Origin of the sequence: Modestobacter marinus (assembly GCF_019799945.1) — a bacterium.
Classification (GTDB): domain Bacteria; phylum Actinomycetota; class Actinomycetes; order Mycobacteriales; family Geodermatophilaceae; genus Modestobacter; species Modestobacter marinus_B.
On the sequence record NZ_JABGCH010000008.1, the window covers coordinates 1 to 24,436 of the forward strand.

Annotated in this window: 23 protein-coding genes and 1 other RNA gene; 10 read left to right on the forward strand and 14 right to left on the reverse strand. The window is 72.8% G+C overall.

The window, feature by feature from the left end; genetic code table 11:
• From HK417_RS09335 to HK417_RS09355, 5 genes are all read left to right on the forward strand, one after another.
• Positions 1–187, forward strand: a 187-nt coding sequence (locus HK417_RS09335) for a hypothetical protein (protein ID WP_222265673.1), incomplete at its 5' end; no start/stop codon positions are given.
• Positions 184–3,819 (forward strand): nSTAND1 domain-containing NTPase, encoded by a 3,636-nt coding sequence (locus tag HK417_RS09340; RefSeq protein WP_222265675.1) that lies wholly within the window; start codon positions 184–186, stop codon positions 3,817–3,819. The genes HK417_RS09335 and HK417_RS09340, both read left to right, overlap by 4 nt.
• A gap of 516 nt (positions 3,820–4,335) precedes the next feature.
• Positions 4,336–5,784 carry a hypothetical protein gene (locus HK417_RS09345; RefSeq protein ID WP_222265677.1) on the forward strand — a complete coding sequence of 483 codons (1,449 nt, stop codon included), beginning with the start codon at positions 4,336–4,338 and terminating at the stop codon, positions 5,782–5,784.
• Between the two features lie 341 nt (positions 5,785–6,125).
• The gene (locus tag HK417_RS09350; RefSeq protein WP_222265679.1) at positions 6,126–6,437 is read left to right on the forward strand and encodes a trypco2 family protein; all 312 of its coding nucleotides are present in this window, start codon (positions 6,126–6,128) and stop codon (positions 6,435–6,437) included.
• A 48-nt stretch (positions 6,438–6,485) separates the two neighbouring features.
• Complete coding sequence (locus HK417_RS09355) at positions 6,486–9,494, forward strand: tetratricopeptide repeat protein (RefSeq protein WP_222265681.1); 3,009 nt, start codon at positions 6,486–6,488, stop codon at positions 9,492–9,494.
• Between the two features lie 305 nt (positions 9,495–9,799).
• On the opposite strand, the gene ssrA is transcribed toward HK417_RS09355, so the two are convergent.
• The 3 genes from ssrA to HK417_RS09370 form a co-directional block, all read right to left on the reverse strand.
• Positions 9,800–10,176, reverse strand: a transfer-messenger RNA (tmRNA) gene (gene ssrA, locus HK417_RS09360).
• Between the two features lie 69 nt (positions 10,177–10,245).
• Positions 10,246–11,385, reverse strand: coding sequence for a magnesium and cobalt transport protein CorA (locus HK417_RS09365; RefSeq protein WP_222265683.1), 1,140 nt, complete (start codon positions 11,383–11,385; stop codon positions 10,246–10,248).
• Between the two features lie 249 nt (positions 11,386–11,634).
• Positions 11,635–12,501, reverse strand: coding sequence for an SCO6745 family protein (locus HK417_RS09370; RefSeq protein ID WP_222265685.1), 867 nt, complete (start codon positions 12,499–12,501; stop codon positions 11,635–11,637).
• Positions 12,502–12,564: 63 nt separating this feature from the next.
• On the opposite strand from HK417_RS09370, the gene HK417_RS09375 reads away from it, so the two are divergent.
• Positions 12,565–13,380 carry an ArsR/SmtB family transcription factor gene (locus HK417_RS09375; RefSeq protein ID WP_222265687.1) on the forward strand — a complete coding sequence of 272 codons (816 nt, stop codon included), beginning with the start codon at positions 12,565–12,567 and terminating at the stop codon, positions 13,378–13,380.
• A 22-nt stretch (positions 13,381–13,402) separates the two neighbouring features.
• Here the strand turns inward: HK417_RS09375 and HK417_RS09380 are convergent, their stop codons facing one another.
• A complete protein-coding gene (locus HK417_RS09380) occupies positions 13,403–14,332 on the reverse strand; it encodes an FRG domain-containing protein (protein WP_222265689.1) in 930 nt (309 codons plus the stop codon).
• Positions 14,333–14,436: 104 nt separating this feature from the next.
• On the reverse strand, positions 14,437–15,579 hold the full coding sequence (locus tag HK417_RS09385) for a GNAT family N-acetyltransferase (RefSeq protein WP_308123474.1): 1,143 nt from the start codon (positions 15,577–15,579) through the stop codon (positions 14,437–14,439).
• A 15-nt stretch (positions 15,580–15,594) separates the two neighbouring features.
• On the opposite strand from HK417_RS09385, the gene HK417_RS09390 reads away from it, so the two are divergent.
• Positions 15,595–15,921 (forward strand): GYD domain-containing protein, encoded by a 327-nt coding sequence (locus HK417_RS09390; protein WP_222265691.1) that lies wholly within the window; start codon positions 15,595–15,597, stop codon positions 15,919–15,921.
• Here the strand turns inward: HK417_RS09390 and HK417_RS09395 are convergent, their stop codons facing one another.
• The 6 genes from HK417_RS09395 to prfB form a co-directional block, all read right to left on the reverse strand.
• Complete coding sequence (locus HK417_RS09395; RefSeq protein ID WP_222265693.1) at positions 15,922–16,815, reverse strand: amidohydrolase family protein; 894 nt, start codon at positions 16,813–16,815, stop codon at positions 15,922–15,924.
• A gap of 10 nt (positions 16,816–16,825) precedes the next feature.
• Complete coding sequence (locus tag HK417_RS09400) at positions 16,826–17,746, reverse strand: NADP-dependent oxidoreductase (RefSeq protein WP_222265695.1); 921 nt, start codon at positions 17,744–17,746, stop codon at positions 16,826–16,828.
• Positions 17,743–18,219: an SsrA-binding protein SmpB gene (gene smpB, locus HK417_RS09405; protein ID WP_222265697.1), complete on the reverse strand. Its 477-nt coding sequence runs from the start codon at positions 18,217–18,219 to the stop codon at positions 17,743–17,745. Before smpB ends, HK417_RS09400 begins: the two co-directional genes overlap by 4 nt.
• An 86-nt stretch (positions 18,220–18,305) precedes the next feature.
• Positions 18,306–19,190, reverse strand: coding sequence for a permease-like cell division protein FtsX (ftsX, locus tag HK417_RS09410; RefSeq protein ID WP_222265699.1), 885 nt, complete (start codon positions 19,188–19,190; stop codon positions 18,306–18,308).
• Positions 19,191–19,232: 42 nt separating this feature from the next.
• Entirely contained in the window at positions 19,233–19,922 is a 690-nt protein-coding gene (gene ftsE / locus HK417_RS09415) for a cell division ATP-binding protein FtsE (RefSeq protein ID WP_222265701.1), read from the reverse strand.
• Positions 19,923–20,021: 99 nt separating this feature from the next.
• Complete coding sequence (gene prfB / locus HK417_RS09420; protein WP_222265714.1) at positions 20,022–21,134, reverse strand: peptide chain release factor 2; 1,113 nt, start codon at positions 21,132–21,134, stop codon at positions 20,022–20,024.
• Between the two features lie 46 nt (positions 21,135–21,180).
• Between prfB and HK417_RS09425 the strand changes: the two genes are divergently transcribed.
• Positions 21,181–21,468 (forward strand): DUF6343 family protein, encoded by a 288-nt coding sequence (locus HK417_RS09425; RefSeq protein WP_222265716.1) that lies wholly within the window; start codon positions 21,181–21,183, stop codon positions 21,466–21,468.
• Between the two features lie 30 nt (positions 21,469–21,498).
• Here HK417_RS09425 and HK417_RS25250 read toward each other — a convergent pair whose 3' ends face one another.
• The 3 genes from HK417_RS25250 to HK417_RS09435 are packed head-to-tail and all read right to left on the reverse strand — an operon-like array spanning position 21,499 to position 23,619.
• On the reverse strand, positions 21,499–21,633 hold the full coding sequence (locus tag HK417_RS25250; RefSeq protein WP_261326258.1) for a hypothetical protein: 135 nt from the start codon (positions 21,631–21,633) through the stop codon (positions 21,499–21,501).
• Positions 21,633–21,776 (reverse strand): hypothetical protein, encoded by a 144-nt coding sequence (locus HK417_RS09430; protein WP_222265718.1) that lies wholly within the window; start codon positions 21,774–21,776, stop codon positions 21,633–21,635. Before HK417_RS09430 ends, HK417_RS25250 begins: the two co-directional genes overlap by 1 nt.
• Before the next feature lie 55 nt (positions 21,777–21,831).
• Positions 21,832–23,619: a putative bifunctional diguanylate cyclase/phosphodiesterase gene (locus HK417_RS09435; protein ID WP_222265720.1), complete on the reverse strand. Its 1,788-nt coding sequence runs from the start codon at positions 23,617–23,619 to the stop codon at positions 21,832–21,834.
• A gap of 259 nt (positions 23,620–23,878) precedes the next feature.
• On the opposite strand from HK417_RS09435, the gene HK417_RS09440 reads away from it, so the two are divergent.
• Positions 23,879–24,103 (forward strand): hypothetical protein, encoded by a 225-nt coding sequence (locus HK417_RS09440; protein ID WP_222265722.1) that lies wholly within the window; start codon positions 23,879–23,881, stop codon positions 24,101–24,103.
• A gap of 99 nt (positions 24,104–24,202) precedes the next feature.
• Positions 24,203–24,436: a hypothetical protein gene (locus tag HK417_RS09445; protein ID WP_222265724.1), complete on the forward strand. Its 234-nt coding sequence runs from the start codon at positions 24,203–24,205 to the stop codon at positions 24,434–24,436.

The following is a 24,436-nucleotide window of genomic DNA, read 5'->3' on the forward strand; positions in this document are numbered from 1 at the left end:
ACGGCGGCGTGATCTGTACACGCACGTCGCCGTCCAGGTCGACCCGGAGGAGGGCGCCACGATCGACGCCGCGCGCGCTCGGACGTACCTGGAGAGCTACTTCTACAGCGCCCGGGTGTCCCTGTACTGGGGTAGCACCGAGCACTTCGTCAAGGAGTTGGCGCAGGCCTGGGGTGCGCGGAGATGACCGCCACCGACACGCCGCCACGGGTGGGCAACCCCTACGTCGGCCCGACGTCCTTCCGGCTGGGCGACCCGCTGTACGGACGCGATCGGGAACGCGAGGACCTGCTCGACCTGCTCGTCGCCGAGCGGATCGTCCTGCTGTACTCGCCCTCCGGGGCCGGGAAGACGTCGCTGATCCAGGCCGCCCTAATTCCGTCCCTGCAGGAGGCCGGCTTCGAGGTGCTGCCGGTCATCCGGGTCACCCACGCGCTCAAGCCGCGGCCCGGGATGCCCGAGCCCCGCAACCGCTACGTGATGAGCGTGCTGCTCTCCCTCGAAGAGGGGGTGCCGCCGGCGAGCCAGCGACCGGTCGCCGAGCTGGCGACCCTGACGCTGCGGGAGTACCTGGACGCCCACGCCGACCGGGACGGCCGGCCGGGTAACCAGGTGCTGGTCTTCGACCAGTTCGAGGAGGTGCTCACCGCCGACCCCACCGACGAGCCGGCGAAGCACGCGTTCTTCAACGAGCTCGGCCAGACGCTGCGCGACCGGGGCCACTGGGCGTTGTTCTCGATGCGGGAGGATTTCCTCGCCGCCCTGGACCCCTACCTCATCCACATCCCGACGCGGTTCCGGACGAGGTTCCGGTTGGATCTGCTCTCCGTGGACCAGGCGCTCGAGGCGATGCGCCGCCCGGCGGAGCAGGCGGGCGTCCACTTCACCGAGGAGGCCGCCCGGCAGCTGGTGGACGACCTGCGGACCGTGCGCATGCAGCGGCCGGGCGGGGTCACCGAGGTGCTCGGCTCCTCCGTCGAGCCGGTCCAGTTGCAGGTCGTCTGCCACCTGCTGTGGTCAATGCTGCCCTCCGATGCCACGGAGATCACCCGCGTCGACGTCGAGGCCTTGGGCAGGGTGGACCAGGCGCTGGCCGGTTACTACGCCGAGCGGGTCCGCACCGCGGCGGAGCGGACCGGGGTGCCTGAGCGCGCCATCCGGGAGTGGTTCGAGGACCGCCTGATCACCCCACAGGGTCTGCGCAGCCAGGTGCTGGAGGGCCCCGAGCCCTTCGGGGAGGCCGGGCACCGCCTGCTGGGCGAGCTCCTCGACGCCCACCTCGTCCGCGCCGAGATGCGTCGGCAGGCCACGTGGTACGAGCTGGCGCACGACCGGCTGATCGAACCTGTCCGGCGGGACAACGCCGCCTGGCGCGCGCAGCACCTGTCCTCTTTCGAGCGCGCGGCCGCGCTGTGGGAGCAGGAGGGCAAGCCGGACCGCCTGCTCCTGCTGGGCGCGGACCTCGCCGCCGCGGAGGAGGACGACGTCGTCCGATCGGGTGCACTCACGCACCGGCAGCGGGAGTTCCTCGAGGCATCGAGACGGGCATCAGAAAGGAGCGCCCGCCGCCGGCTGCGTCAGGCGCGCTCGATCGCGGCGACAATGGCACTGCTCTTGGTTGCTGCCTCCGCGCTCGGCCTATATGCCTGGCGAAAGTCGGGAGACGCCCGAGAGGCGTCCGATCTGGCCGCTGCGCGGGAGCTGGCCGCCCGTGCGGACCGGTTGGTGAGCACGCGTCCGGATCTGGCCATCCTGCTCGGCCTGCAGAGCCTGAGCCTGGCCAGCGGCCAGGACGAGCCCCCTCCCCCCGGGCTGGTCACCGGGCTGGCCCAACTCACCCACCGCACCATGCTGTTGCTCCGCGGCGACCAGGGGGCGGTGTTCGACGCGGCGGTCAGCTCTGACGGGGCGCTACTGGCCACGGCCGGCGAGGACGCGACGGTGCGGCTCTGGGACACAGCCACCGGCCGACCGGACGGCGCGCCGCTGGAGGGTCACAGCGGCGCAGTCAATGCCGTGGCGTTCCGCCCCGACGCCGCCCTGCTGGCCACCGCCGGTACCGACCGAACGGTGCGGCTGTGGAACACCGCCACCGGCCAACCGCACGGCGCGCCGCTGGAGGGCCACACCGACGCGGTGACCGCGGTGGCGTTCCGCCCCGACGGGGCCCTGCTGGCCACCGCCGGTACCGACCGAACGGTGCGGCTGTGGAACGCCGCTACCGGCCAACCGCACGGCGCGCCGCTGGAGGGACACGGCGGCACGGTGAACGACGTGGCGTTCAGCCCCGACGGCGCGCTGCTGGCCAGCGCCGGCGACGACGGTACGGTGCGGCTGTGGGAGACCACGACCGGGCAGCCGCACGGCGAGCCGCTGCGTGGTCACACCGGCACGGTGACCGCCGTGGCGTTCAGCCCGAGCGAGCCCCTGCTGGCCAGCGCCAGCACGGACGGAACGGTGTGGTTGAGGGACACCGCCACATTTCAGCCGCACGGCGCGCCGCTGGAGGGCCACCGCGGCGCGGTGACCGCCGTGGCCTTCAGCCCGAGCGAGCCCCTGCTGGCCAGCGCCAGTACCGACCGGACGGTGCGACTGTGGGACAGCGCCACCGGCCGTCCGCACGGCGATCCGCTGGCCGGCCACGACGGCGCGGTGACCGCCGTGGCGTTCAGCCCCGACGGTGCTTCTCTGGCCAGCGCCGGCACCGACCAGACGGCGCGGATCTGGGCAGTCGCCGACACCTATTCCGTCCGCCGACGGCTGGCCGGCGATCCCGGCCTGGTCCTCGGGGTGGCGTTCACCCCGGACGGGACCCTGCTGGCCACCACCGGCGCCAACGGCACGGTGCGGTTGTGGGAGACGGCCACCGGCCAGCCGCACGGCGAGCCGCTGACCGGCCACCGAGGCGTGGTCAGCGGGGTGGCGTTCAGCCCGGACGGGACCCTGCTGGCCAGCGCCGGCGGCGACGGGACGGTGCGGCTGTGGGAGACCGCGACCGGCCGGCCGCGCGGCGATCCGCTGGCCGGCCACGCCGGCCCGGTGTGGGGGGTGGCGTTCAGCCCGGACGGGGCCCTGCTGGCCACCGCCGGTAACGACCGGACGGTGCGGCTGTGGGATCCGGCCACCGGCCGGCCACACGGCGATCCGCTGACCGGCCACACCGGCCCGGTGTGGGGGGTGGCGTTCAGCCCGGACGGAGCCCTGCTGGCCACCGCCGGTCACGACCGGACGGTGCGGCTGTGGGATCCGGCCACCGGCCGGCCACACGGCGCGCCGCTGACCGGCCACCTCGATCGGGTGAGAGGGGTGGCGTTCAGCCCCGACAGCACCGGTCTGGCCAGTGCAGGCGCCGACGGAACGGTGCGGCTGTGGGACACCGCCACCGGTCGGCCCGCCGGCGAGCCGCTGCAGGGCCACATCGACGCGGTAAACGCGGTCGCGTTCAGCCCGGGCGGGCGTCTGCTGGCCAGCGCCAGCACCGACGGAACCGTGCGGTTGTGGAACACCGCCACCGGCCGGCCGGACGGCGAGCCGCTCGCAGGCCACGGCGGCGCGGTCAACGGGGTGGCGTTCAGCCGCGACGGCTCCCTCCTCGTCTCCGCGGGCACGGACCAGACGGCGCTGTTGTGGTACCTGCGCTGGTGGGATGAACCGCCCTCGGACTGGGTCAGGGCCGGCTGCCAGCTGGTCAACCGCAACCTGTCCCGAGACGAATGGGAGCAGTTCGCCGCGGAACTGGAGTACCAGCGGACCTGTCCCACCCTGCCGGCAGGGAACGGTGCACCGGAAGATGCCCCGCCAGCGCAGTACTCGTCGTAGCCGTCCGACTCGACCACCATGCCGTGCAAGTGAGGCGCCATCAGAGGAACGCATCCAGTATCAGAATCGAGCCCGTGGACTCTGTTCCAACGGGCGATGTCCCGGAAGACGGAGATCGATTCAAGGAGAGGAGGGGCAACGCGTGACCTACGACGGTCCATGGCCGCGGCGCTCCTCCACGTCGTTCGCGGCCATGGTCCCGGCTCTCACGGCCGCACCCGCGTACGCAGTTGTTCCCTCTTCTGCCGCGGAACCGGCAGCTGCTGCCGGCTGGACGTTCGTGGCGACCTATCCGGACTTGGCGTCCTGCCAAGCCGCGGGTCCGCACAACCCTTGTAGCGATCCTGAGTGGCAGTGCTGGGCATCCACCAGTCTGCCAGGTGGGTACGACCTGTACGTCTTCCTGTGAGGGGCGGATCCGGCGTCGACTCGCACACGTGGGCGGCATCGTGAGTCCTGGAGGGGGCTCGTGAGCATCGTTTTCAAGACCTGCCGTCCGTGCCGGCGTGATGAGGGGTGACCGGGGTCGCGGCGGCGGACGCCCCGCTCGTGCTCAACGGGATCGACGCCGACACGGGCGCTTACCTCACGCCTCAGCTGGCGTTGGCCGACGTGGCTCGCGCCCTGCGGGATGATCCCACTCCGCCCCCGGGGGTGCGCCAGCTGCGCCGGCGCCGGCAGGACGACGAGGATCACTTCGGGGTCATCTATGGGCGTGACCCGCAGGATCTGGCCTCGGTGGGCTGGGGCGTGGTCGTCCCGCCGGACGTCGACCCCGCGGTGCTGGAGGCCCTCGACCCTCTCCTCCGGCTGCGGGAGGAGCAGGCCGGCGACCTGTTCCAGCGCCTCGAACTGCGTCCCGGGGAGGACAAGGACGACTTTCTGGCCCGCTACGGAATGGGCCCGTCAGTCGCCGACCCGCACAAGGTTCCCTACTACCTGCTGCTCGCGGGGTCACCGGACGAGATCCCCTTCGACGTCCAGTACCAGCTGGCTGTGTCCTACGCCGTCGGGCGCCTGGATCTCGAGGATGCCGAGGCCTGTGCCGCCTACGCGGCGACCGTCGTGGCCGCCGAGCGGAGCCTGGACGTCCCGGCCGACGGCGTCCCCACGGCCTCTGCACGCCGGCTCCACCTCTTCGCCACCCGGCATCCCGGGGACACGCCCACAACCCTGAGCGCCTCGCGACTCGCGGAGCCGCTGCACCAGGAGTTGCGGGAGGCGGCGCGGACCTGGCACGTCGACACCGACATCGGCGCGGGTGCCACGCGCACCCGGCTGGAGGACCTCCTGACCGGTCCCCAGGCCCCGGATCTGCTCTTCACGGCGAGCCACGGCATCGGGGGGACGCGGGCGCACCGCGACCTCGCCGGGGCCCTGCTCTGCCAGAACTGGCCCGGTCCCCTTGCCGCTCGCGGCCCCGTCAACGAGGAGCAGTACCTGGCCGCGCACCACCTGCGCTCCGACACGCCGGTCGGGCCGAAGGTGGTGTTCTCCTTCGCCGGTTTCGGGGCGGGCACACCCCACGTCTCCGACTACCCGGGGGGTCCCGACGGCGCGGAACTGCCGGCTACCGGGTTCACCGCGCGGCTTCCCCAGCGGCTGCTCGGCGCGCCCGCCGGCGGCGCGCTGGCCTTCGTGGGGCACGTCGGCCGGGCCTGGAGCTGCTCGTTCCCGTGGAGGGGCTTGGCCGCGCAGGTGCCCCCTCTCCAGAGCACCCTGCTGGCGCTGATGGACGGCGCCCGGCTCGGATGGGCGATGGAGAGCCTGACCTCCCGGTACGCGGAGATCGCCACCGAACTCACCCGCCGCATGGACGGGTTCCGGAGGTACGGCAAGCGCATCGACGACGCAGATCTGGTCGGACTGTGGACGGCCACGCACGACGCCCGCGTCCATGTGGTGCTCGGTGATCCGGCGGTCCGTGTGGCACCGCGCGGCAGCGCCGGGCTCGGCATGGGCTGAGCGGGCATGGAGCACTTCGAAAGCCGAGCCGGTGCCGGGGCGCGACGACCGATACCGCTTGGTGGCGTCCGACGCCGCCGGGGGCCGAGAGCCCCGAGGACACGGGCGCGTACAGCACGGAACTGACCGCCTCGCCGCGCGCGAGGCACCCACGGACGTCTTCGTCCTGAGTCACAAAGGTCAGACTCTGTCCGACGACGGAGTCGCGGAACTCGGGGGCCTCGTCGTGGGAACGGGAAGTCTCCCCACCTTCGCGGCGTGTCCCGCTGTGGGATCCGGGATGAGGTTCCGGCTGGGAGGGCGCCGTGCCACGGTTCGGGCTGTCGTCGAGGAGGATCACCGTGGGCGATGAGAACGGTCGGGTGCCGGTGGCGGCGTTCGTGGCCGGCTTGCGCGCGGAGCTGCGGGAGGCGCAGGCGGCCCGGGAATCGGGGTTGCAGTTCGCGGTGGGGCCGGTGCAGGTGGAGTTCACCGTGGTGACCGGCCGGGAGGGCGGTCCGGAGGGCAAGGTGCGGTTCTGGGTGATCGAGGCCGGCGGATCCGCCAAGTGGTCGCAGGCGGAGACGCAGACGGTCACCCTGACACTCACCCCGGTCGACGAACGCGGCCAGCCGCTGTACATCGGCGACCAGGTGCCCGGTCCGCCGCCGTAGTGAGCTGCCCTCCTTCGGCGGAGCGGCAACGGCGGACCGGAGGCGCGGATGGACGTCGGACGGGTCATCGAGCTCTACGCGCCGCCGGCCCCGACCCGAGCAGCGGGAGAGGTCGGGTCCGGCTACCGGCTGACCGAGCAGCTGGTCCTCACCGCTGCCCACGTGGTCGCCGGGCTGCCGGTGGCCGCACCGGACGCGCCGGTGCTGGACACGCTGGAGCCGGCCGGGGTGTGCCAGGCCCGGCCGATCGGCCACGCGGACTGGCTTCCGGCGGTCGTGGTGTGGCGGAACGAGGCCGCCGACGTGGCGGTGCTGCGCCTGACGGCCAACGCGCCGCGGCTGCCGCCGGCCGGTCCAGCCCCGCGCTGGGGCCGGATGGAGGGCACCGAGCCGATCGCGGTCAGCGCCGTCGGGTTCCCGTGGGCGCAGGAGCGTCCGAACCGGGTGCGCGATACCGAGCACCTGTACGGGTTCCTCGCCCCCGCCGCCCAACTGAAGTCCGGGCAGCTGGCAGTCACGGTGCTGACCTCCCCTCCGACCGAACGAAACAGCGGCTCGCCGTGGGCCGGGATGTCCGGGGCGGCCCTGTTCGCCGGCCCGTTCCTGATCGGCGTGGTGGTGGTGGATCCCGGCCGGTTCGGGACCGACCGGGTGGTCGCCGCCGCTGTCGCGCCACTGCTGGCCGACCCGGCGCTGATCGCGCTGCTCGGTCCCTCAGCCGCCATCGTCACTCCGATGGGGCCGCGGCTGCGGCTGGCCCTCACCGCCGACACCTCGCTAGCCGTCATGCCGCCGTACCGGCCGCCTACTGCGTGGCTCGGGACGAGGCAGCCGGCCCGGCTTCTGCTACCCGAGTACGGCATCGTGCCTTTTCTCGGCCGCGAGCAGGAGCTGCAGACGTTGCAGGCATGGTGCCTGAACGGGCCCAGCCGACCGCTGCGGCTGCTGCTGGGTGCCGGTGGTGCGGGCAAGTCCCGACTGGCCGCGGAGGTCTGCGTCCGCATGGCCGGGCACGGCTGGCAGGCCGGCCTCGCCGACCCGGACACCCCAGGCGGGCGGGTTGAGCTGACCTTCGACCGGGCCACCCTGCTCGTCGTCGACGACGCCGACCTCCACGGGCGGTTGCTCGAGGCGCTGGTGCGCATCCTGGGCTACTGGCCGCCGGACGCGCCGCCGGTGCGGCTGCTGCTGCTGGCGCGCCACACCGCCGGCTGGTGGGCCATCCTCAACCAGCGCACCGACCACCTCACCGACGACCTGGCAGAGGAATCGCTCGCGCTCATGGAGGGTGAACTGCCGGACAGCGAACGAGCAACCCACCACCTTCAGGCGCTCACCGCCTTCACCCGACACGTGCCCAACCCGGCCGACGCCGCCGAACGCACGGCTCCCGACCTGACCGATGCGGCATTCGCCAACCCGCTGCTGGTGCACATGACCGCCCTGCTGACCGCAGCCAGCGCCGAGGTGCCGACCACCGGGAACGCGGTGCGCGAGCGCGTACTGGACGCGGTCCTCGACTGGGAGCGGGCCCGATGGGCAGAGACCTTTCCATCGGACGTGCCCACCGGCGGCGCGACCACCCGCCAGCAGGCCGTCGCCGCGGCCACCCTGCTCGCGCCACCCGACGAGGCCGCCACCACCGCGCTGCTCACCCTCATCCGCGACTTCAGCGACGCCGCCGTCGGGGCCCGGGCAGCGGTAGCGACCTGGCTGCATGAGCTCTACCCCGGAGCTGGTCCGCCGTGGATCAGCCCGCTGCGCCCCGACCTGCTCACCGAACAACTGCTGACGACCTGCCCCGACCTCGCCGATCTGGTCCTCCCCGGCTACGACCGGCTCACCGCCGATGATCGGGCCCCTGGCGGAGCCCAGGTCGCGCAGCTGCTCACCGAGCTGACCCGCGCCGCCACCCGACCCCCAGTCCATCAGGCGCTGGACCGGCTGCTCGCCACCCGGCTACCCGACCTGCTCACCACCGCACTCGCCGATCCGGCCGGCCAGCTGCCCGACCTGCTCAGCCGCGCCCTCGCCCTCGCTCCTCAACCGCAGTCCGCCGCCGCCCAGGTAGCCCGGTTGCCCCAGCGCAGCATCGGACTGGCTGCGCTCGCCGTCACGCTCACCGCCCAGGCCGTCGCCGCCTACCGCGACCTCGCCGTCACCGACCCCGACACTCACACTCCCACGCTCGCCACGTCGCTGAACCATCTGTCGGTGCGGCTGGCCGACCTCGGCCGCGCCGAGGACGCCCTGACCGCGATCGACGAGGCCGTCACGCTGCGCCGCCGACTGGCCGCCACCCACCCCGACGCCTACACCCCCGACCTTGCCCGCTCGCTGAACAACCTGTCGAACCGGCTGGCCGACCTCGGCCGCGCCGAGGACGCCCTGACCGCGATCGACGAGGCCGTCACCACCTACCGCACGCTGACCGCCGCCCAACCCGACGCCTACACCCCCGACCTCGCCGGCTCGCTGAACAACCTGTCGAACCGGCTGGCCGACCTCGGCCGCACCGAGGACGCCCTGACCGCGATCGAGGAAGCCGTCACCCTCCGCCGCCGGCTCGCCGCCACCCAACCTGACGCGTTCACCCCGGCCCTCGCCCGCTCGCTGCACAACCTGTCGAACCAGCTGGCCGACCTCGGCCGCGCCGGAGACGCCCTGACCGCGATCGAGGAAGCCGTCACCCTCCGCCGCCGGCTCGCGGCCACCCAACCTGACGCGTTCACCTCGGACCTCGCCAGCTCCCTGCAGACCTTTGCCTACGTGCTAGCCGAATTGGGCCGCGACCGGGACGCGCTGGCTGCTGATGAGGAGGCGGTGACCCTGTACCGCGGACTGAACACGCGTCACCTCGACAGGTACCGCGACGCCCTGACAACCGCCCTTCGCAACCTCGCAATCGGTCTGCGGACCCTGGGCCGTGACGCGGAGGCGGAGCAGACCAAGCGGGAAGCCGCAAGGCTGGAGGCTGAGGCGGGATACGGCCGACCGGGGCCCATGGAACTCGTGCGCCTGGTCGTGAGAACGGTAGGTCCGGACGGTCCCGCATGATCTTGGTCTGAGGGGGTTCCCGTACTGCTGCAAGCCGCGGCCAGTGCCGGCGGCCCCAGTGCACTCGCACGTGCGCGAACCCGACCGGACGGACGGGGCCTCCGACATGTACCCAGCCGGAGGCGGACATCGCGCTACGGCAGGGGGGACCAAGCGCTGAGTTCGTGGCCTTCGTAGGCGAGCACGCAGTGCGTCAGAGAGCTACTGGAGCACTGAGCAGCGAAAAGCCGGGGGCCACCGCTGTCCGCGGTGGCCCCCGGCTTTTGGCCAACGAGGGTGCTGGCTTGTCGCCAGCATCCCGGGGTGGGTGGAGGTGGCGGGAATCGAACCCGCGTCCTACGACGCATCACCAGGGCTTCTCCGAGCGCAGTCCGCTCTGTCTCTGCTCGACCCCACCGATCACGCGAACGAGTCGGTGTGACGGGCCCAGCCGCTGTGAGGTGTCCCATGCGCGTCCGCGGCCGGCACGCACGGTGAGTCATCTAGCTGATGCCAGGGTCCGGGCCGATGACGAACCCGGGCTGACAGACCCGCCTACGCTGCTATCAGGCAGCGAGGGCGAAGTCGCGCTGACTGGAGTCGGCGCTTGTGTTGTTTGCAACGCGTGGTTAACGAGCTCATCGTTGCCTTCCTCGGCTCGCTTCCCCTGGTCACCCGACCGCAGTCGAGACCATTCACCCCCTGTGTAGTTGTGCGTCCAGTCTAACTGGCCCCGCCACCTGGTTGTTCCGCGCCGCGCAGCGGGTGCCTCCTAGATCCAGTCGCGGCGCTTGAAGACCAGGTACAGGACGACGCTGACCGCCAGCATCGCCACCAGCGCGGCCGGGTAGCCCAGCCGCCAGTGCAACTCGGGCATGTGGTCGAAGTTCATGCCGTACACGGTGCCGACCAGGGTCGGGGCGAAGAGGATGGCCGCCCACGCGGAGATCTTCTTGACCTCCTCGCCCTGGGCGATGCTCGCCTCGGTGAGCTCGCGGATCTCGTCGTTCTGCCGCTGGGCGACCAGCGTCGCGTTGACGGTGAGGATGTCGCGCAGCTGCAGCCGGAAGCCCTCGACCCGCTCGGTCACCTGGGTCACGTGGTCGGCGACGTCCCTCAGGTAGCTCTGCAGGTCCTCACCGACCCCGTACTTCTCGAAGCCGGCGGTGATCGCGGCGAGGATCCCGGTCAGCGGCTGGGCGGCCCGCTGGAAGTCCACGACCTCCTGGGACAGCTCGTAGATGCGCCGGGACACCTGCGGGTCACCGCGGAAGACCTCGACCTCGATCTCGTCGATGTCGTTCTCCAGGCCGGCGACCACCGGGGCGTACCCGTCGACGACGGCGTCCAGGATGGCGTAGAGCACCGCCTCGCTCCCCCGGGCCAGCAGCTCCGGGTCGCTCTCCAGCCGGCGCCGCACCCGGGAGAGGTCCGGCGACTCGCTGTGCCGCACGGTGATGACGAAGTCCTTGCCCAGGAACAGGTGCAGCTCGCCGAAGTCGACCTCCTCCACGGCGTCGAGGTACCGGGCGGCCTTGAGGACGACGAACAGCGTGTCGCCGTACCGCTCGAACTTCGGCCGCTGGTGGGCCTTGATCGCGTCCTCGACGGCGAGCTCGGGCAGTCCGTACTGCTCGGCCAGTTCCCCCAGCTCGCCGGGCTCGGGCCGGTACAGGCCCAGCCACACCATCCGGTCGTCGAACCCCTCGGTCAGCCACTCGTGGCTCTCGGCCGGCGAGGCCGGGGTCGCGATCCGCCGTCCGGCCGCGTAGACCGCGTTGTCGACCAGCCGCGACCGGGGTGCCGGCTCGGGCGTGGTCGCCTCGGGCAGCCGGGGCACGAGCACCGGGCGGGGGCGGCGGGTGAGGGTGGACAGTGCGGCGCGCGGGGTGCTGCGGCGGCGGTCGGTCACGACGGACTCCCGGAGGGACGCAGAGGTGGGGACGTCGAGGAGGTCCCCGCACGCAGCACCCCGACCGGATCGGACGTCGACCGGGGCGTCAGCGGGAGGGGACCTCGGGACTGTGACTGGGGGGCTCGGTGCGCATCGTCCCGGTCACCTCCCGACGTCCCTGGGCTCCGCCCACTCCGCGGGCCGTCGACCATCGTGACACGCCGGGGAACGACGGCGCACGCCCGCTCCCCCGCACGGGCGGGTCGGTCAGCGGCCGGCGAGCAGCCCGGCCGGGAAGGCGCCGTTCTCCAGCACTCGGCCGGTCAGCACGCGGGCGAGCTCGCCGACCCGCTCGGTGCGCTCCACGCCCAGGGCGGCGAACGGCGCCGCGGACAGCTCGTCGGTCTCCCGCTCGACCGCCGTCCGCAGCCGGACGCCGTCCTCCGTCAGCGCGCCGTCGGCGACCAGACCCCGCCGGGTCAGCGCGGCGGTGGCCGCGTCCCACTCCTCGTCGGACCAACCGCGGGTCGCCTGGGCGGCCGGCCGGGTGAAGCCGCGCCCGGTGATCGTGTGGGTGACCAGCGCCTCGAGTCCGGAGAGCCCGAACCGCAGCAGGCCGGCGACGTGGCCGTCGCCGCGGTGCTCCCGCAGCAGGCTGACCGCGTGCCAGAGCCGCAGCACCGGATCGGCCGGCCAGGGCAGGTCGGCGTGCGCCGCGTACAGCGGCCGCCCCTCCGGCGTCAGCGCACCGCACGCCTCCTGGAGCAGAGCCGCGAGCTCGGCCACCTCCTGGGCCACGCCGTCGCCGAGCAGCCGGGTCAGCGACGCGCGCGCGGCCTCGTGCCGGGCCGCGAGCACCTGCTCGGGCGAGGCGAGCGTCCAGGCCCGCGGGATGTGCCGGGCCACCAGCGCGGGCGCGAAGTTGGAGAAGGTCGCCGTCACGACGCCGGGGCCCACCGCGCCCATGGGAGCGGCCCGGCCGGCGAAGTACACCATCCGCCCGGGCCGCAGGCCGGTCGCCGTCAGGTGCTCCTCCAGCTCGGGGGCGAAGTAGACGTGCGAGTGCAGCGGCTCCAGGCGCCGGTGCACGCGGCTGACCAGCCGCAGGTCGGGGAACGGCTCGGCGCGGGTCACCCGCCGACCGTAGCGGGCGACGGGCTCTTGCATCATGCAGGCAAATGCCTGCATGATTCCCCCGTGCCGGAAGACCTCAGGGCGGTGTTCAAGGCACTGGCCGACCCGACCCGGCGTCAGCTGCTCGACCGGCTGCACGAGCGGAACGGCCAGACCCTCGGCGAGCTCTGCGGCTCTCTGGCGATGGCCCGGCAGTCGGCGTCCCAGCACCTCGCCGTCCTGGAGTCGGCGAACCTGATCAGCACCGTCTGGCACGGCCGGGAGAAGTTGCACTACCTCAACCCCGTTCCGCTGCACGAGATCCAGGAGCGGTGGATCGACAAGTTCGAGACGCCCCGACTGCGCGTCCTCAGCGCCGTCCGGCACAGAGCCGAGGAGCAGCACATGACCACCCCGCCCACCTACATCTACGTCACCTACGTCCGGGCCACGCCCGAGCAGGTCTGGGAAGCACTCACCAGCGCCGACCTCACCGCCCGGTTCTGGGGGCACCGCAACGAGTCCGACTGGCAGCCGGGCTCGACCTGGCAGCACGTGCGCACCGACGGCTCGGGCATCGCGGACGTCACGGGCACGGTGCTCGAGGCCCGGCCTCCGGAACGCCTCGTGCTGACCTTCCCGGGTTCGGACGAGCAGCGCGACGGCAGCCCGTCGCGGGTGACGTTCACGATCGAGCGCCACCAGGACATCGTCCGGATCACCGTGCGGCACGAGGACCTGCCGACCGAGTCCGACCTGGAGGCCGTGTCCGCCGGCTGGCCCGCCGTCCTGGCCAACCTAAAATCCCTGCTGGAGACCGGCGACGTCCTCCCCCAGGCGCCCTGGGAGATGCACGCCGACCTCCGCGACGCGCAGCTGACCCGGAACGACCCGAGCTGACGCGGAGGGCCGCGGGTCGCGCTCAGCGCTCGGTTGCGTCGGTGTCCTCGTGCGCCGGGACGGCGTCGGGCAGCGGATGGAGCGCGACCTCGCCGTCCCGGAGGGCCTCGCGGAAACCGTCGACGTCGGGGTACACCGTGCTGCGCCGCCGGTTCAGCGCGGTCAGGTGCTCCTTGACCTTCCTCTTGATGCGGGCCGGGATCACGACCGCGCAGAACGGCACCCGGGCCGGGCGGCCGGCACCGCGCTCCTCCGGGGCGAACAGGCCCGCGAGCCGCGCCGGGCCGGGGGGCTCCCCGGTCGGCAGGGGCACCCCGTCGACGCCGGGCAGGGCAGGTCCCAGCGGCACCGCGGCCGACAGGAACAGCCCCTCCTGCGCCCGCATCCGGGCGCTCGGCCGGGTGGGCCGGACGAGGAAGGGCGCTGCCCTCCTCGCCGAGACGGCCAGGGCGAGCCGCAGCGACCAGTCCAGCGGGTCCGACGGGAGCCCGACGGTGTCGTAGGTGGGGGCGTCGGTGACGTCGAAGGCGAACAGGACGCCAGCCTCGTCGCCGCCCTCGCAGGCCAACCACAGCGCCGTCATCGGGTTGTGCGTGACGTCCAGGAGGCGGGTCGGCACGCCGTGCTGCTGCAGGTGGGCGAGCAGGTGCAGATCCGACGCGGGCGGCCCCAGCTCCCGCGCCAGCCCCCACTCCCGGGCCTCGCGCAGCACCGCGAGCTCGCGCCGGCGCAGCTCCAGCTCGGTGGGCAGCGGCTCGGACTCGTCGATGATCAGGTCGCGCAGCAGCGACGACCGCAGCCGGTGGGAGCGGTCGCTGCTCCCCCGCCACACGTACCGCCGGCCGGCGGCGAGCGAGACGATCCGGTTGACGGCCCGGAAGGCCTGGTCCTGGGTCTTGACGCCGTACCCCCAGCCGCTGGTGGTCCAGCGGGGGTCGGCCTGGTCGTCCACGGCGATGGGGGTCCCTCCTGCCTGCGTCCAGCGGTCGCCGTGAGCATGCCGCCGGGCACTGACAGCTTCCGCCGTGGAGCCAGGCCGCGGACCCGGGACGGCTGTCAGGCCGGCGGAGACACGTCGCGCACCCAGGAGACGCGGGTGCGCTGGGTGACGAAGCCCAGCCCCTCGTACAGGCCGACCGCGCCGCTGCCGTTCTCGCTGTCGACCTGCAGGGCGGCGACCTGGCAGTCGTGCCCGGCGGCCAGGCGCAGCGCCTCGGTGATCGTCGCCTTCGCGATCCCCCGCCCGCGCGCGTGCGGCAGCACCCCGATCTGCCCGAGGTAGGTCTCGCGGTCGCCGGTCGCCTCGGTGGTCGCCTCGGACACGTAGGCGAGCACGTAGCCGAGGACGGCGCCGTCCTCGATCGCGAGGACGGAGAGGTCGGGTCGGAAGCTCCGCTGCCCGGTGAACAGCACCTGCCAGGAGGCGGCGTCCCGCTCGCTGGAGCCGTAGTGCCCGGAGAAGGCGGCGTTGTGCGCGCGGCGCACCTCGTCGTCCCGGTCGAAGGTGAACGGCACCAGCCGGACGCCGGGCACCGCCGGCGTCGCGGGCAGCCCGGTCAGCGGCCGGGCCATCTGGGAGAACCAGCGCTGCGGGGTGAGGCCGGCGTGGCGCACCAGCGCCTCGGCCGTCCCCATCGTGGCGAACACCGAGACGGTCAGCCGGGCAGGCGCCTCGGGGTGCCGCTCGGCGTGCACCTGCGCGCCGCGCGCGAGCTGCCACGCCAGCAGGGCGCGGCCGATCCCCCGGCCTCGCCGGTCGGGGTGCACGCAGCCCTCCAGGTACACCGTGAAGGCGTCGCGGAAGGTCGGCGGCGCGACCACCGCGGCGAGGGCGACGACCTCGCCGTCCGGGGTCTGCACCAGGAGGCTGTCCCGCGTCAGGTCGACCAGGTCGTTGACCCACCAGTCGGCCAGGCCCTCGGCGCTCTCGTGCTCCCCGGTGTCGTCGACCACCTCCGCGGCGGCGAGCAGGTCGGCCGCGGCCGCCATGTCGTCGGCCCGCATGGGGCGGGCGGTCAGGCCGGCGGGCAGGGAGAGCTCGGGCACGAGGACGAAGGCTAGGGGCCACAGGACGGCGTCGCGAACCGGATTCCCGGGCCGACAGCCGGTCGCCGCCGCGCCGTCCTCCCCGCGCAGGCAGGCCAGGGCGTTGCGCCCGCGCACACCCGGTCGGACCATCGCCCGCGCACGGGGGACCACCGAGAGGAGGCAACCGTGCCCCGATTCCTGCTCATCGCGGACTACACCGCCCAGGGTGCCCAGGGCTTGATGAGCGCCGGTGGCTCGGCCCGGAAGACGGCGGTGGAGAAGGCCGTCACCGGCCTGGGCGGGCGCCTCGAGACGTTCGACTTCGCCTTCGGCGGGGACGACGTCTACACGATCATCGACATGCCCGACCAGGAGTCCATGGCGTCGCTGGCCCTGACCGTCCGCGGCACCGGCGCCGTCGAGGTCCGCACGGTCGTCCTGCTCACGCCCGAGCAGCTGGACCGCGCGTCCCAGCTGCGTCCGGACTACACGCCTCCGGGGCAGACCGGCTGATCAGGCCGCGAGGTCGAACAGCCGGGCCCCGTTCTCCCACACCACTGCGCGCAGCCAGTCGGCACCCAGCCTGAGCCGCTGCAGCGCGGCCAGCTGGTGCCAGTACGGGTACGGGATGGCCGGGAAGTCGCTGCCCAGCACGACCTTGTCCCGCAGCGCGCCCAGCTGCGGAAGCAGCTCGCGGTCGAAGGGCATCAGCTGCTCGATGAAGTCGGTGGCGAACATCGTGGTGTCCAGGTGCACGCGCTCGTACCGCTCGGCGAGGTCGAGGAAGGCGGCGTACTCCGGCATGCCGAGGTGGGCGATCACCAGCTGCAGCCGCGGGAAGCGCTCCAGCAGGCCGCTCATCGGCGCCGGCCCGGTGTGCACACCGGGCCGCGGCCCGGACCCGCAGTGGATGACCACCGGTGTCCCGGTCTCCTCCAGCCGCGCCCACACCGCGTCGAGCAGCGGGTCGCGCGGGTCGAACCTGCCCACCTGCACGTGCACCTTGAACACCCGGCTCCCGGCGTCCAGCGCCGCGGCCACGTAGGCCGGCGCCTCCGGCTCCGGGAAGAAGGTCGCGGACTGCAGCACCTGCAGGTGCTGCGCGGCGAAGGCGGCCGCCTCGTCGTTGAGCCAGGGGGCCATACCGGGCTTGTGCGGGTACGGCAGCGTCGGGAACGCGCGGACGCCGAGCCGGTCGAGGACGGCGAGCCGCTCGTCCACCGGCAGCGCGTAGGTGACCGGCCACGGTCGGCCGTAGTTGCGCTCGCCGTCGGCGAAGTACCGCCACACCTTGGCCTGCACCCGCTCGGGCAGGAAGTGCACGTGCACGTCGACCAGCCCGGGCACACCGAGCTCACGCCACCAGCGCGGGACGTCGTCGTCCGAGACCGGCGGCGCCGGAGTCACAGCGTCGTCTTCACAGGGTGACGACGACCTTGCCCCGGACGTGCCCGCCGGCGACCAGCTCCTGTGCCTGCGCGGTCTGCGCGAGCGGGAACGCCTTCGCGATCACGACCCGCAGCTGGCCGGCGTCGGCCATCCGCGCGAGCTCCTCGAGGTCGTGCCGCTCGGGCCGCACGAACACGTACCGGCCGCCCATCTCGTTGACCACCGGGTCGACGATGCTGGCGATCCGGGCGACGTCCCGGACCTGCTTCGGCGCGTCGGCCAGCGCGGGGCCGCCGATGAGGTCGAGGACGGCGTCCACCGGCTCGGACAGCTGCTCGCTGATCGGCCCGGCGGAGTAGTCGAGCACCTCGGCGGCACCGGCGTCCTGCAGGAACGCGTGGTTGCGCGGGCTCGCGGTGCCGATGACGTGCGCGCCGAGCGCGGCGGCGATCTGCACGGCGAAGAACCCGACACCGCCGGCGGCGCGGTGCACCAGCACCCGGTCCCCCTCACCGACGGCCAGCGCCTCGGTCAGCGCCTGGTAGGCGGTCAGCCCGGCCAGCGGCACGGCACCGGCCTCGGTGAACGACAGCGAGGAGGGCTTGTGCGCGAGGCAGCGTTGCGGGGCGGGGACGAGCTCGGCCGCCGTCCCCCACTGGACGTCGTCCCGGCGCAGGTAGCCGAACACCTCGTCGCCGGGCGCGAAGTCGACGACGGCCGGCCCGACGGCCTCGACCACGCCGGCCAGGTCCCAGCCGGGGACGATCGGGAAGTGGTGCGGATAGGCGCCGGCCAGGTACCCGGCGCGGATGGCCATGTCGACCGGGTTGACCCCGGCGGCACGGCTGCGCACCAGCACGGTGTCCGGGCCGACCGGTGGCTCGGGCAGGTCGTCCCGCAGCTCCAGGACGTCGGCGTCGCCGAACCGGTCGAAGGCGATTCCCCTCACCGGCGTCCCTTCACGTAGCGGCCGAAGGCCCGCTCCATCTCCCGGCGCGAGTCGCGCTCGGCGAGGTCCTGTCGCTTGTCGTAGGTCTTCTTGCCCCGCGCGAGCGCCAGCGTCGCCTTGACCTTGCCGTCCTTGAAGTACAGGTCCAGCGGGACGAGCGTGAGCCCGCCCTCCTTGGTCTTGCCGATCAGCTTCTCGATCTCGGCGCGGTGCATGAGCACCTTGCGCTTGCGGCGCGGCGCGTGGTTGGTCCAGGTGCCCTCGGCGTACTCGGGGATGTGCACGTGCTGCAGCCACACCTCGCCGTCGTCGACGGTGGCGAAGCCGTCGACGAGCGAGGCACGGCCGGCCCGCAGGCTCTTCACCTCGGTGCCGGTGAGCACCAGGCCCACCTCGTAGGTGTCGAGGATCGAGTAGTCGTGCCGCGCCTTCTTGTTCTGGGCGATGAGCTTGCGCCCGGTCTCACGCGGCATGTCCCCAGGCTACCGGCCACCCCGGTGCGCGCCTGCCGCCGCTCCAACCCCGGCAGGGGCCCGGTGCCGGCAGCCGGGGTCCGGTGTCACAGGCGGACGTACAGGCGCAGCGTCACGGCCGCGGCGATCGAGGCCAGCCCGATGCCGACCGCGGCGATGACCGGGCTGATCGCGATGATCGCCGACCAGTCGACCGGCGGGATGATCCCCGCCTTGATCGGCCCGGCCAGGGTCTTGTCGACGAAGAGCACCTTCGTGAGCACCAGGCCGCCGATGGCGAGCCCCGCACCGATCAGGCCGGCGACCGCCGCCTCGAGGATGAAGGGCAGCTGGGTGTACCAGCGGGAGGCGCCGACCAGCCGCATGATGTTGGTCTCGTTGCGCCGGTTGAAGGCCGCGAGCTGGATCGTGTTCGAGATCAGCAGCAACGCGGCCAGGGCTTGCACGACGGCCACCGCGATCGTCGCGTTTCGGGCGCCGTTGAGCAGGCTGAACAACCGGTCGAGGAAGTCGCCCTCGTCGCGGACGTCCTCGACGCCGTTCTGCCCGACCGGGAACTGCTCGGCGATGACCTCGTACCGCTCGGGGTTCACCAGCTCCACCCGGAAGCTCTCGGGCAGCGCGTCCTCGGGCGTGTTCGCGATCAGCGCCGGCTGCTCCTGGAACTGCTGCTTGAAGCGCTCGTACGCCTCGGCCTTGGACTCGTAGATGTAGTCCCGGACCTCCGTGGACCCCTCCAGCTGGGCGGCGATCGCGTCGCGCTGCTGGTCGGAGACCTCGTCGGCGAGGTAGATCGAGACCTGCACCTTGTCGTAGTAGATGTCCCGCATCTCGCCGATCATGTTGGCGATCAGCAGGCCGGTGCCCATGAGCCCCAGCGAGATGCCGGTCGTCAGGATCATCGCGACCGTCATGGTCAGGTTCCTGCGCAGCCCGGCGGCCACCTCGGAGAGGACGAAGTTGACGCGCATCAGTTCCCTGTCGTGTGGTGCAGCGTGCGGGGGGCGGTCATCTCAGCGGCCCACGCCGTAGACGCCCCGGGACTGGTCGCGGCTGAGGATGCCGTCGTTCAGCTCGATCACGCGGCGCCGCATGGAGTCGACGATGTGGTAGTCGTGCGTGGCCATCACCACGGTGGTGCCGGTGCGGTTGATCCGCTCCAGCAGCAGCATGATGTCCTGGCTGGTCTCGGGATCGAGGTTGCCGGTGGGCTCGTCGGCGAGCAGCACCAGCGGCCGGTTCACGAACGCGCGGGCGATGGCCACCCGCTGCTGCTCGCCACCGGACAGCTCGCTGGGCAGGCGGTTCTCCTTGCCCTCGAGCCCGACCATCTCCAGCACCTCGGGGACGACCCGCTTGATCGTGCGCGTCGGCTTGTTGATCACCTCGAGGGCGAACGCCACGTTCTCGGCGACGGTCTTGTTGCGCAGCAGCCGGAAGTCCTGGAAGACGCAGCCCATCGTGCGGCGCAGCTTGGGCACCTGCCACTTGCTCATCGTGGTCAGGTTCTTGCCGTTGACCACGACGGTGCCCTTGGTCGGGTTGTCCTCCTTCAGCAGCAGCCGCAGGAACGTGGACTTGCCCGAACCCGAGGAGCCGATGAGGAAGACGAACTCGCCCTTGTCGATCTGCATCGAGACGTCATCGAGAGCCGGCCGCGGAGAGGTCGGATAGATCTTGGTGACGTGTTGCAATTCGATCACGAGGGGCCACGGTACCTGCCGCGAGCCGCCGCACCGCCGCTCCGCACGGCGCGCCCCGCAAGTCTGTGAGCGCGGTGTGACGGAGCGACGCGGCGCCGATCAGCCGGCCGGCGTGGACTCCTGCTGCCGCCGCCAGCGGATGCCGGACTCGATGAACGCGTCGATGTCCCCGTCGAGCACCGCGGTGGTGTTGCCGGTCTCCGTCTCCGTCCGCAGGTCCTTGACCATCTGGTAGGGGTGCAGCACGTAGGAGCGCATCTGGTTGCCCCAGCTGCTGCCCTCGCCCTTCAGCGCGTCCATCTCGGCGCGCTGCTCCTCCTGGCGCCGGGCCAGCAGCCGGGCCTGGAGGACGCGCAGGGCGGCCGCGCGGTTCTGGATCTGGCTCTTCTCGTTCTGGCAGGACACCACGATGCCGGTGGGCAGGTGGGTGATCCGGACGGCGGAGTCGGTCGTGTTGACGCTCTGCCCGCCGGGGCCCGAGGAACGGAAGACGTCGATCCGCATCTCGTTCTCCGGGATGTCGACGTGGTCGGTCTGCTCGACGACGGGCAGCACCTCGACGCCGGCGAAGGAGGTCTGCCGGCGGCCCTGGTTGTCGAACGGCGAGATGCGCACCAGGCGGTGGGTGCCCTGCTCGACCGAGAGGGTGCCGTACGCGTAGGGCTGCTTGACCGCGAAGGTGGCCGACTTGATCCCGGCCTCCTCCGCGTAGGAGACGTCGTAGACCTCGACCGGGTACTTGTGCCGCTCGGCGTACCGCAGGTACATGCGCATCAGCATCTCGGCGAAGTCGGCGGCGTCCACGCCCCCGGCCTCGGACCGGATGGTGACCAGCGCCTCGCGCGAGTCGTACTCGCCGGAGAGCAGGGTGCGGACCTCGAGCTCGTCGATCGCGGTGCGCAGGCCGGCCAGCTCCCGCTCCGCCTCGGCCAGGGTCGCCGCGTCGCCCTCCTCGACGGCCATCTCGTGCAGCAGGCCGACGTCGTCCAGGCGACTGCGCAGGTCCTCGACCCGGCGGAGGTCGCCCTGCAGGTAGGACAGCTTGGAGGTCAGTGCCTGGGCGGCCTCGACGTCGTTCCAGAGGTCCGGCGCGGCGGCCTGCTGCTCCAGTTCCTCGACCTGCTTCCGGAGGTCGTCGACACGCAGCACCGCCTCGATCGACGACAGTGTCGTGTCGAGTTCGTCCAGGACGACGGAGAAGTCAGCGGCCACGTTGGTCCAGGGTAGTGCGCCCGTCCGCTGAGTACCCTCGAAGAGCATGAGCGAGCCCTCGGGACGGCGTTCCCGGGCCGACTACCAACGCGGCCTCCCCGACCACCACGACCCGACCGCGGGCATCGGCGGCGCCCCGCCCGCGCAGAGCGCACTCACCCTGCGCCTGGTGCTGGCGGTCTTCGGACTGGTGGTGTGCGTGGTCGGCGGGATCGTGGTGCAGGCCGCCGGCGCGCCGCTGTGGCTCACCGTCGCCCTGTTCGCGCTGGCCGCCGTGGCGCTCGTCGACCTGGTGGTGGTCGCGCGACGGAAGATGCGCGGCGAGCCCGGCTGAACGAGATGCGCGGTGAGCCGGGCTGAGCCCTCACTCGTAGAGCACGTACTCCGGTTGCGGCACCAGGGCCAGCACCTCCGCGGGCGCCATCAGCGGGCCGGACCGGGTGTCCTCGTCGTAGAACAGCGTGAAGCCCGCGTGGACGAACGGCGGCGTCCCGGCCATCACCCGCTGGTAGGCGCCGGGCTCTCGGCGGCGACCGGCGCCGTCGTCCGGCTCGCAGCCTCGACCGCGCTCCCGGACTGCGCTCCGCACCCGGTGGCGAGGAGGGACAGCACCACGAGGACGGCGGGGAGGGAACGGCGCACGGTGCTCCAGCCTGCCCGGGTCGGCCGCCGTCGGCGACCCGGACCGGTGTGCAGGTCAGGCCCGCTGCAGGTCGTCGGCCGAGGCCGCCCCGGGCTGGGTGCCGGCCAGCCGCTGCTCCTCCAGCCACGCGTCGAGCTCGTCGACCGGCATCGGCCGGCCGATGTGGAAGCCCTGCGCGTAGGTGCAGCCGAGCTCGGTCACCAGCTGGAGCTGCTCGGCGGTCTCCACGCCCTCGGCGAGGCTGCGCATGCCGCACGCGCCGGCCAGCCCGACGACGGCCGCGATCGCGGCGGCCGCCTCGCTGCGCCGGGCGGCGGTGTAGGCGATGAGGCTCCGGTCCAGCTTGAGCACGCCGGCGGGGATCGACACCAGCTGGCTGAGCGAGGAGAACCCGCTGCCGAAGTCGTCGATGGACACCTCGACTCCGGCGACCCGCAGCTGCGCGAACTGCGCCGCGGCGCGCAGCGGGTCCTCGGCGACGCTGGTCTCGGTGAGCTCCAGGACCAGCCGCTCGGGCGCCAGGCCGGCGGCGGTCAGCGCGTCGTGGACGTCGGCGACCAGCGTCCCGGTGCCGAAGTGGGCGGCGCTGATGTTCACCCCGGCGACGAGCGGCAGGCCGGCCTGCTCCCAGGCGGCCGCCTGCCGCGTCGCCTCACCCAGCACCCAGCGGGTGAGCGGCACGATCAGGCCGTTGTGCTCGGCCAGCGGCAGGAACTCCCCCGGCTGCAGCAGGCCCCGGGTGGGATGACGCCAGCGCACCAGCGCCTCGACGCCGGAGATCGCGCCGCTGGGCAGCGACATCACCGGCTGGTAGTGCAGGACCAGCTGCCCGTCGGCGATCGCCTCGCGCAGCTCCGCGCCGACGAGCACCTTCTGCTCGACGGCGTCCCGCAGTTCCGGGCTGAAGACCCGGACCCGGTTGCGGCCGGCGGCCTTGGCCGCGTACATCGCCAGGTCGGCGTCGCGGACCAGATCGGTGGAGCGGACCTGCCCGGCGTCCGCGGTGGCCACGCCGATGCTGACGCTCAGGCCGGTGACGACCTCCCCGGCGAGGTCGAACGGGTCCTCGAAGGTCGACTGGAACCGCTCGGCCAGCCGCAGCGCGCCGTCGACGTCGCAGTCGCGGCACAGCACGACGAACTCGTCCCCGCCGAGGCGGCCCACGGTGTCCTCGGAACGGGTGCGCTTGCTCAGCCGCCGCGCCAGCTCGCGCAGCAGCTGGTCGCCCACCTCGTGGCCCAGGGTGTCGTTGACGTCCTTGAAGCCGTCGACGTCCATGAACAGCACGCTCACCGGGCCGCGGTCGGGCCGGAGCAGCTCCGCGGAGATGAGCTCGTGCAGGTGCGCCCGGTTGGGCAGGTCGGTGAGGTGGTCGTGCCGGGCCTGCCAGGCGGAGGTCTGCTCGGCCTGCACCCGGGAGGTGATGTCGGTGTGGGTGACGACGACCTGGCCGGCCTGGTCGACCCGGGACGCCTGCAGGTGGTACCAGCGGGCGTCGTTCCGGTGTGGCAGGGCGTAGTCGAAGGTGACCGTCTCCCGCTCGCCGCGGCCGAGCTCCTGGAGCTGCTGGATCAGGATCCGGGTGCGCAGGTCGTCGCGCAGCGAGAGGGCCATCTCGTGGTAGTCGTCGCCGACCCCGACCTGCAGCCGGGGGTCCTCGAGGAACTCGGTCGCCACCGTCCAGGCGGTGTTCGCCAGCAGGATCCGGCCGTCGGCGTCCAGCAGGACCGTCGGTAGGGGCAGCGCGTCCAGAACAGCCTCGACGAGGACGGCGTGGCTGCCCGCTGAACCGCCGCTGCGCACGTCCACCGGCAGCTCCGGCCGATCGGCTCGTTCCGCCACGTCCACCTCCGCCCGCCCGGCGACACGCCGGACGCCGTCCCCGCGACCAGTCCATTGTCACCATCGACACCCGCCGCCGCAGACTGCATGAAGCCACGCCGGGTCGCCCGGAAAGAGTGAGCACACGCACGCCGCCCCGACGCAGGGCCGGGCGCGTCGTCACCGGCTGTCGGCGTGTCGTCCGTACGGCGTGTCACGACGTCCACCGCGGGTGTGAACGTGGCGCCGGCCCGGGTAGGGCCGCAGCGTGGACGGATCGATGACGATCGAGCTCGGTGGCGAGGAGTACCAGGTCCGGCGGGAGGGCGGCACCCTCCGGCTGGGGCGCCAGGTGGGGGGCGAGATGACCTGGCTCGACGACATCGAGGTGAGCCTGCTGCCCGGCCCGGCCCGCGAGGCGCTCGACCGCGGCGAGCACGCCGACCCGGCCCTCCAGACGGCGCTGCGCGGGGTCCTGGACGCCGAGGTGAAGCGCGGGAGCTGACGGCGGCGCCCTGGCCGGGCCGCCTGCGGGGCGCGCCGGAAAGGGGCACCCTGGTCGTCCCGGGGACCGACGTCGTTCCTCAGCCTGGAGGACGGACGCATGAGCGTGCTCTACCGCTGTTCGGAGTGCGGGGCCGTCTCGGCCGCACCGGACGCCGTGGGCTGGGTGGAGGTGCGGCCGCTGGGCGGGCACCCGATCCTCCCGCCGGACCCGACCCACCTGTGCCGGCTGTGCTGGGCACACGCCACCGCACTGGTGCAGGCGGGCCGGTCCAGCCCGGACCTACCGCCCCAGGTCAGCGAGCACACCCAGAACCGCGACATGGTGCAGTGA

Coding starts and splice junctions, on each gene's coding strand:
- HK417_RS09340 (WP_222265675.1), top strand. CDS start 184: ATGACCGCCACCGACACGCCGCCACGGGTGGGCAACCCCTACGTCGGC.
- HK417_RS09355 (WP_222265681.1), top strand. CDS start 6,486: ATGGACGTCGGACGGGTCATCGAGCTCTACGCGCCGCCGGCCCCGACC.
- smpB (WP_222265697.1), bottom strand. CDS start 18,219: ATGCCGCGTGAGACCGGGCGCAAGCTCATCGCCCAGAACAAGAAGGCG.
- ftsX (WP_222265699.1), bottom strand. CDS start 19,190: ATGCGCGTCAACTTCGTCCTCTCCGAGGTGGCCGCCGGGCTGCGCAGG.
- HK417_RS09425 (WP_222265716.1), top strand. CDS start 21,181: ATGAGCGAGCCCTCGGGACGGCGTTCCCGGGCCGACTACCAACGCGGC.
- HK417_RS25250 (WP_261326258.1), bottom strand. CDS start 21,633: ATGGCCGGGACGCCGCCGTTCGTCCACGCGGGCTTCACGCTGTTCTAC.
- HK417_RS09440 (WP_222265722.1), top strand. CDS start 23,879: ATGACGATCGAGCTCGGTGGCGAGGAGTACCAGGTCCGGCGGGAGGGC.
- HK417_RS09445 (WP_222265724.1), top strand. CDS start 24,203: ATGAGCGTGCTCTACCGCTGTTCGGAGTGCGGGGCCGTCTCGGCCGCA.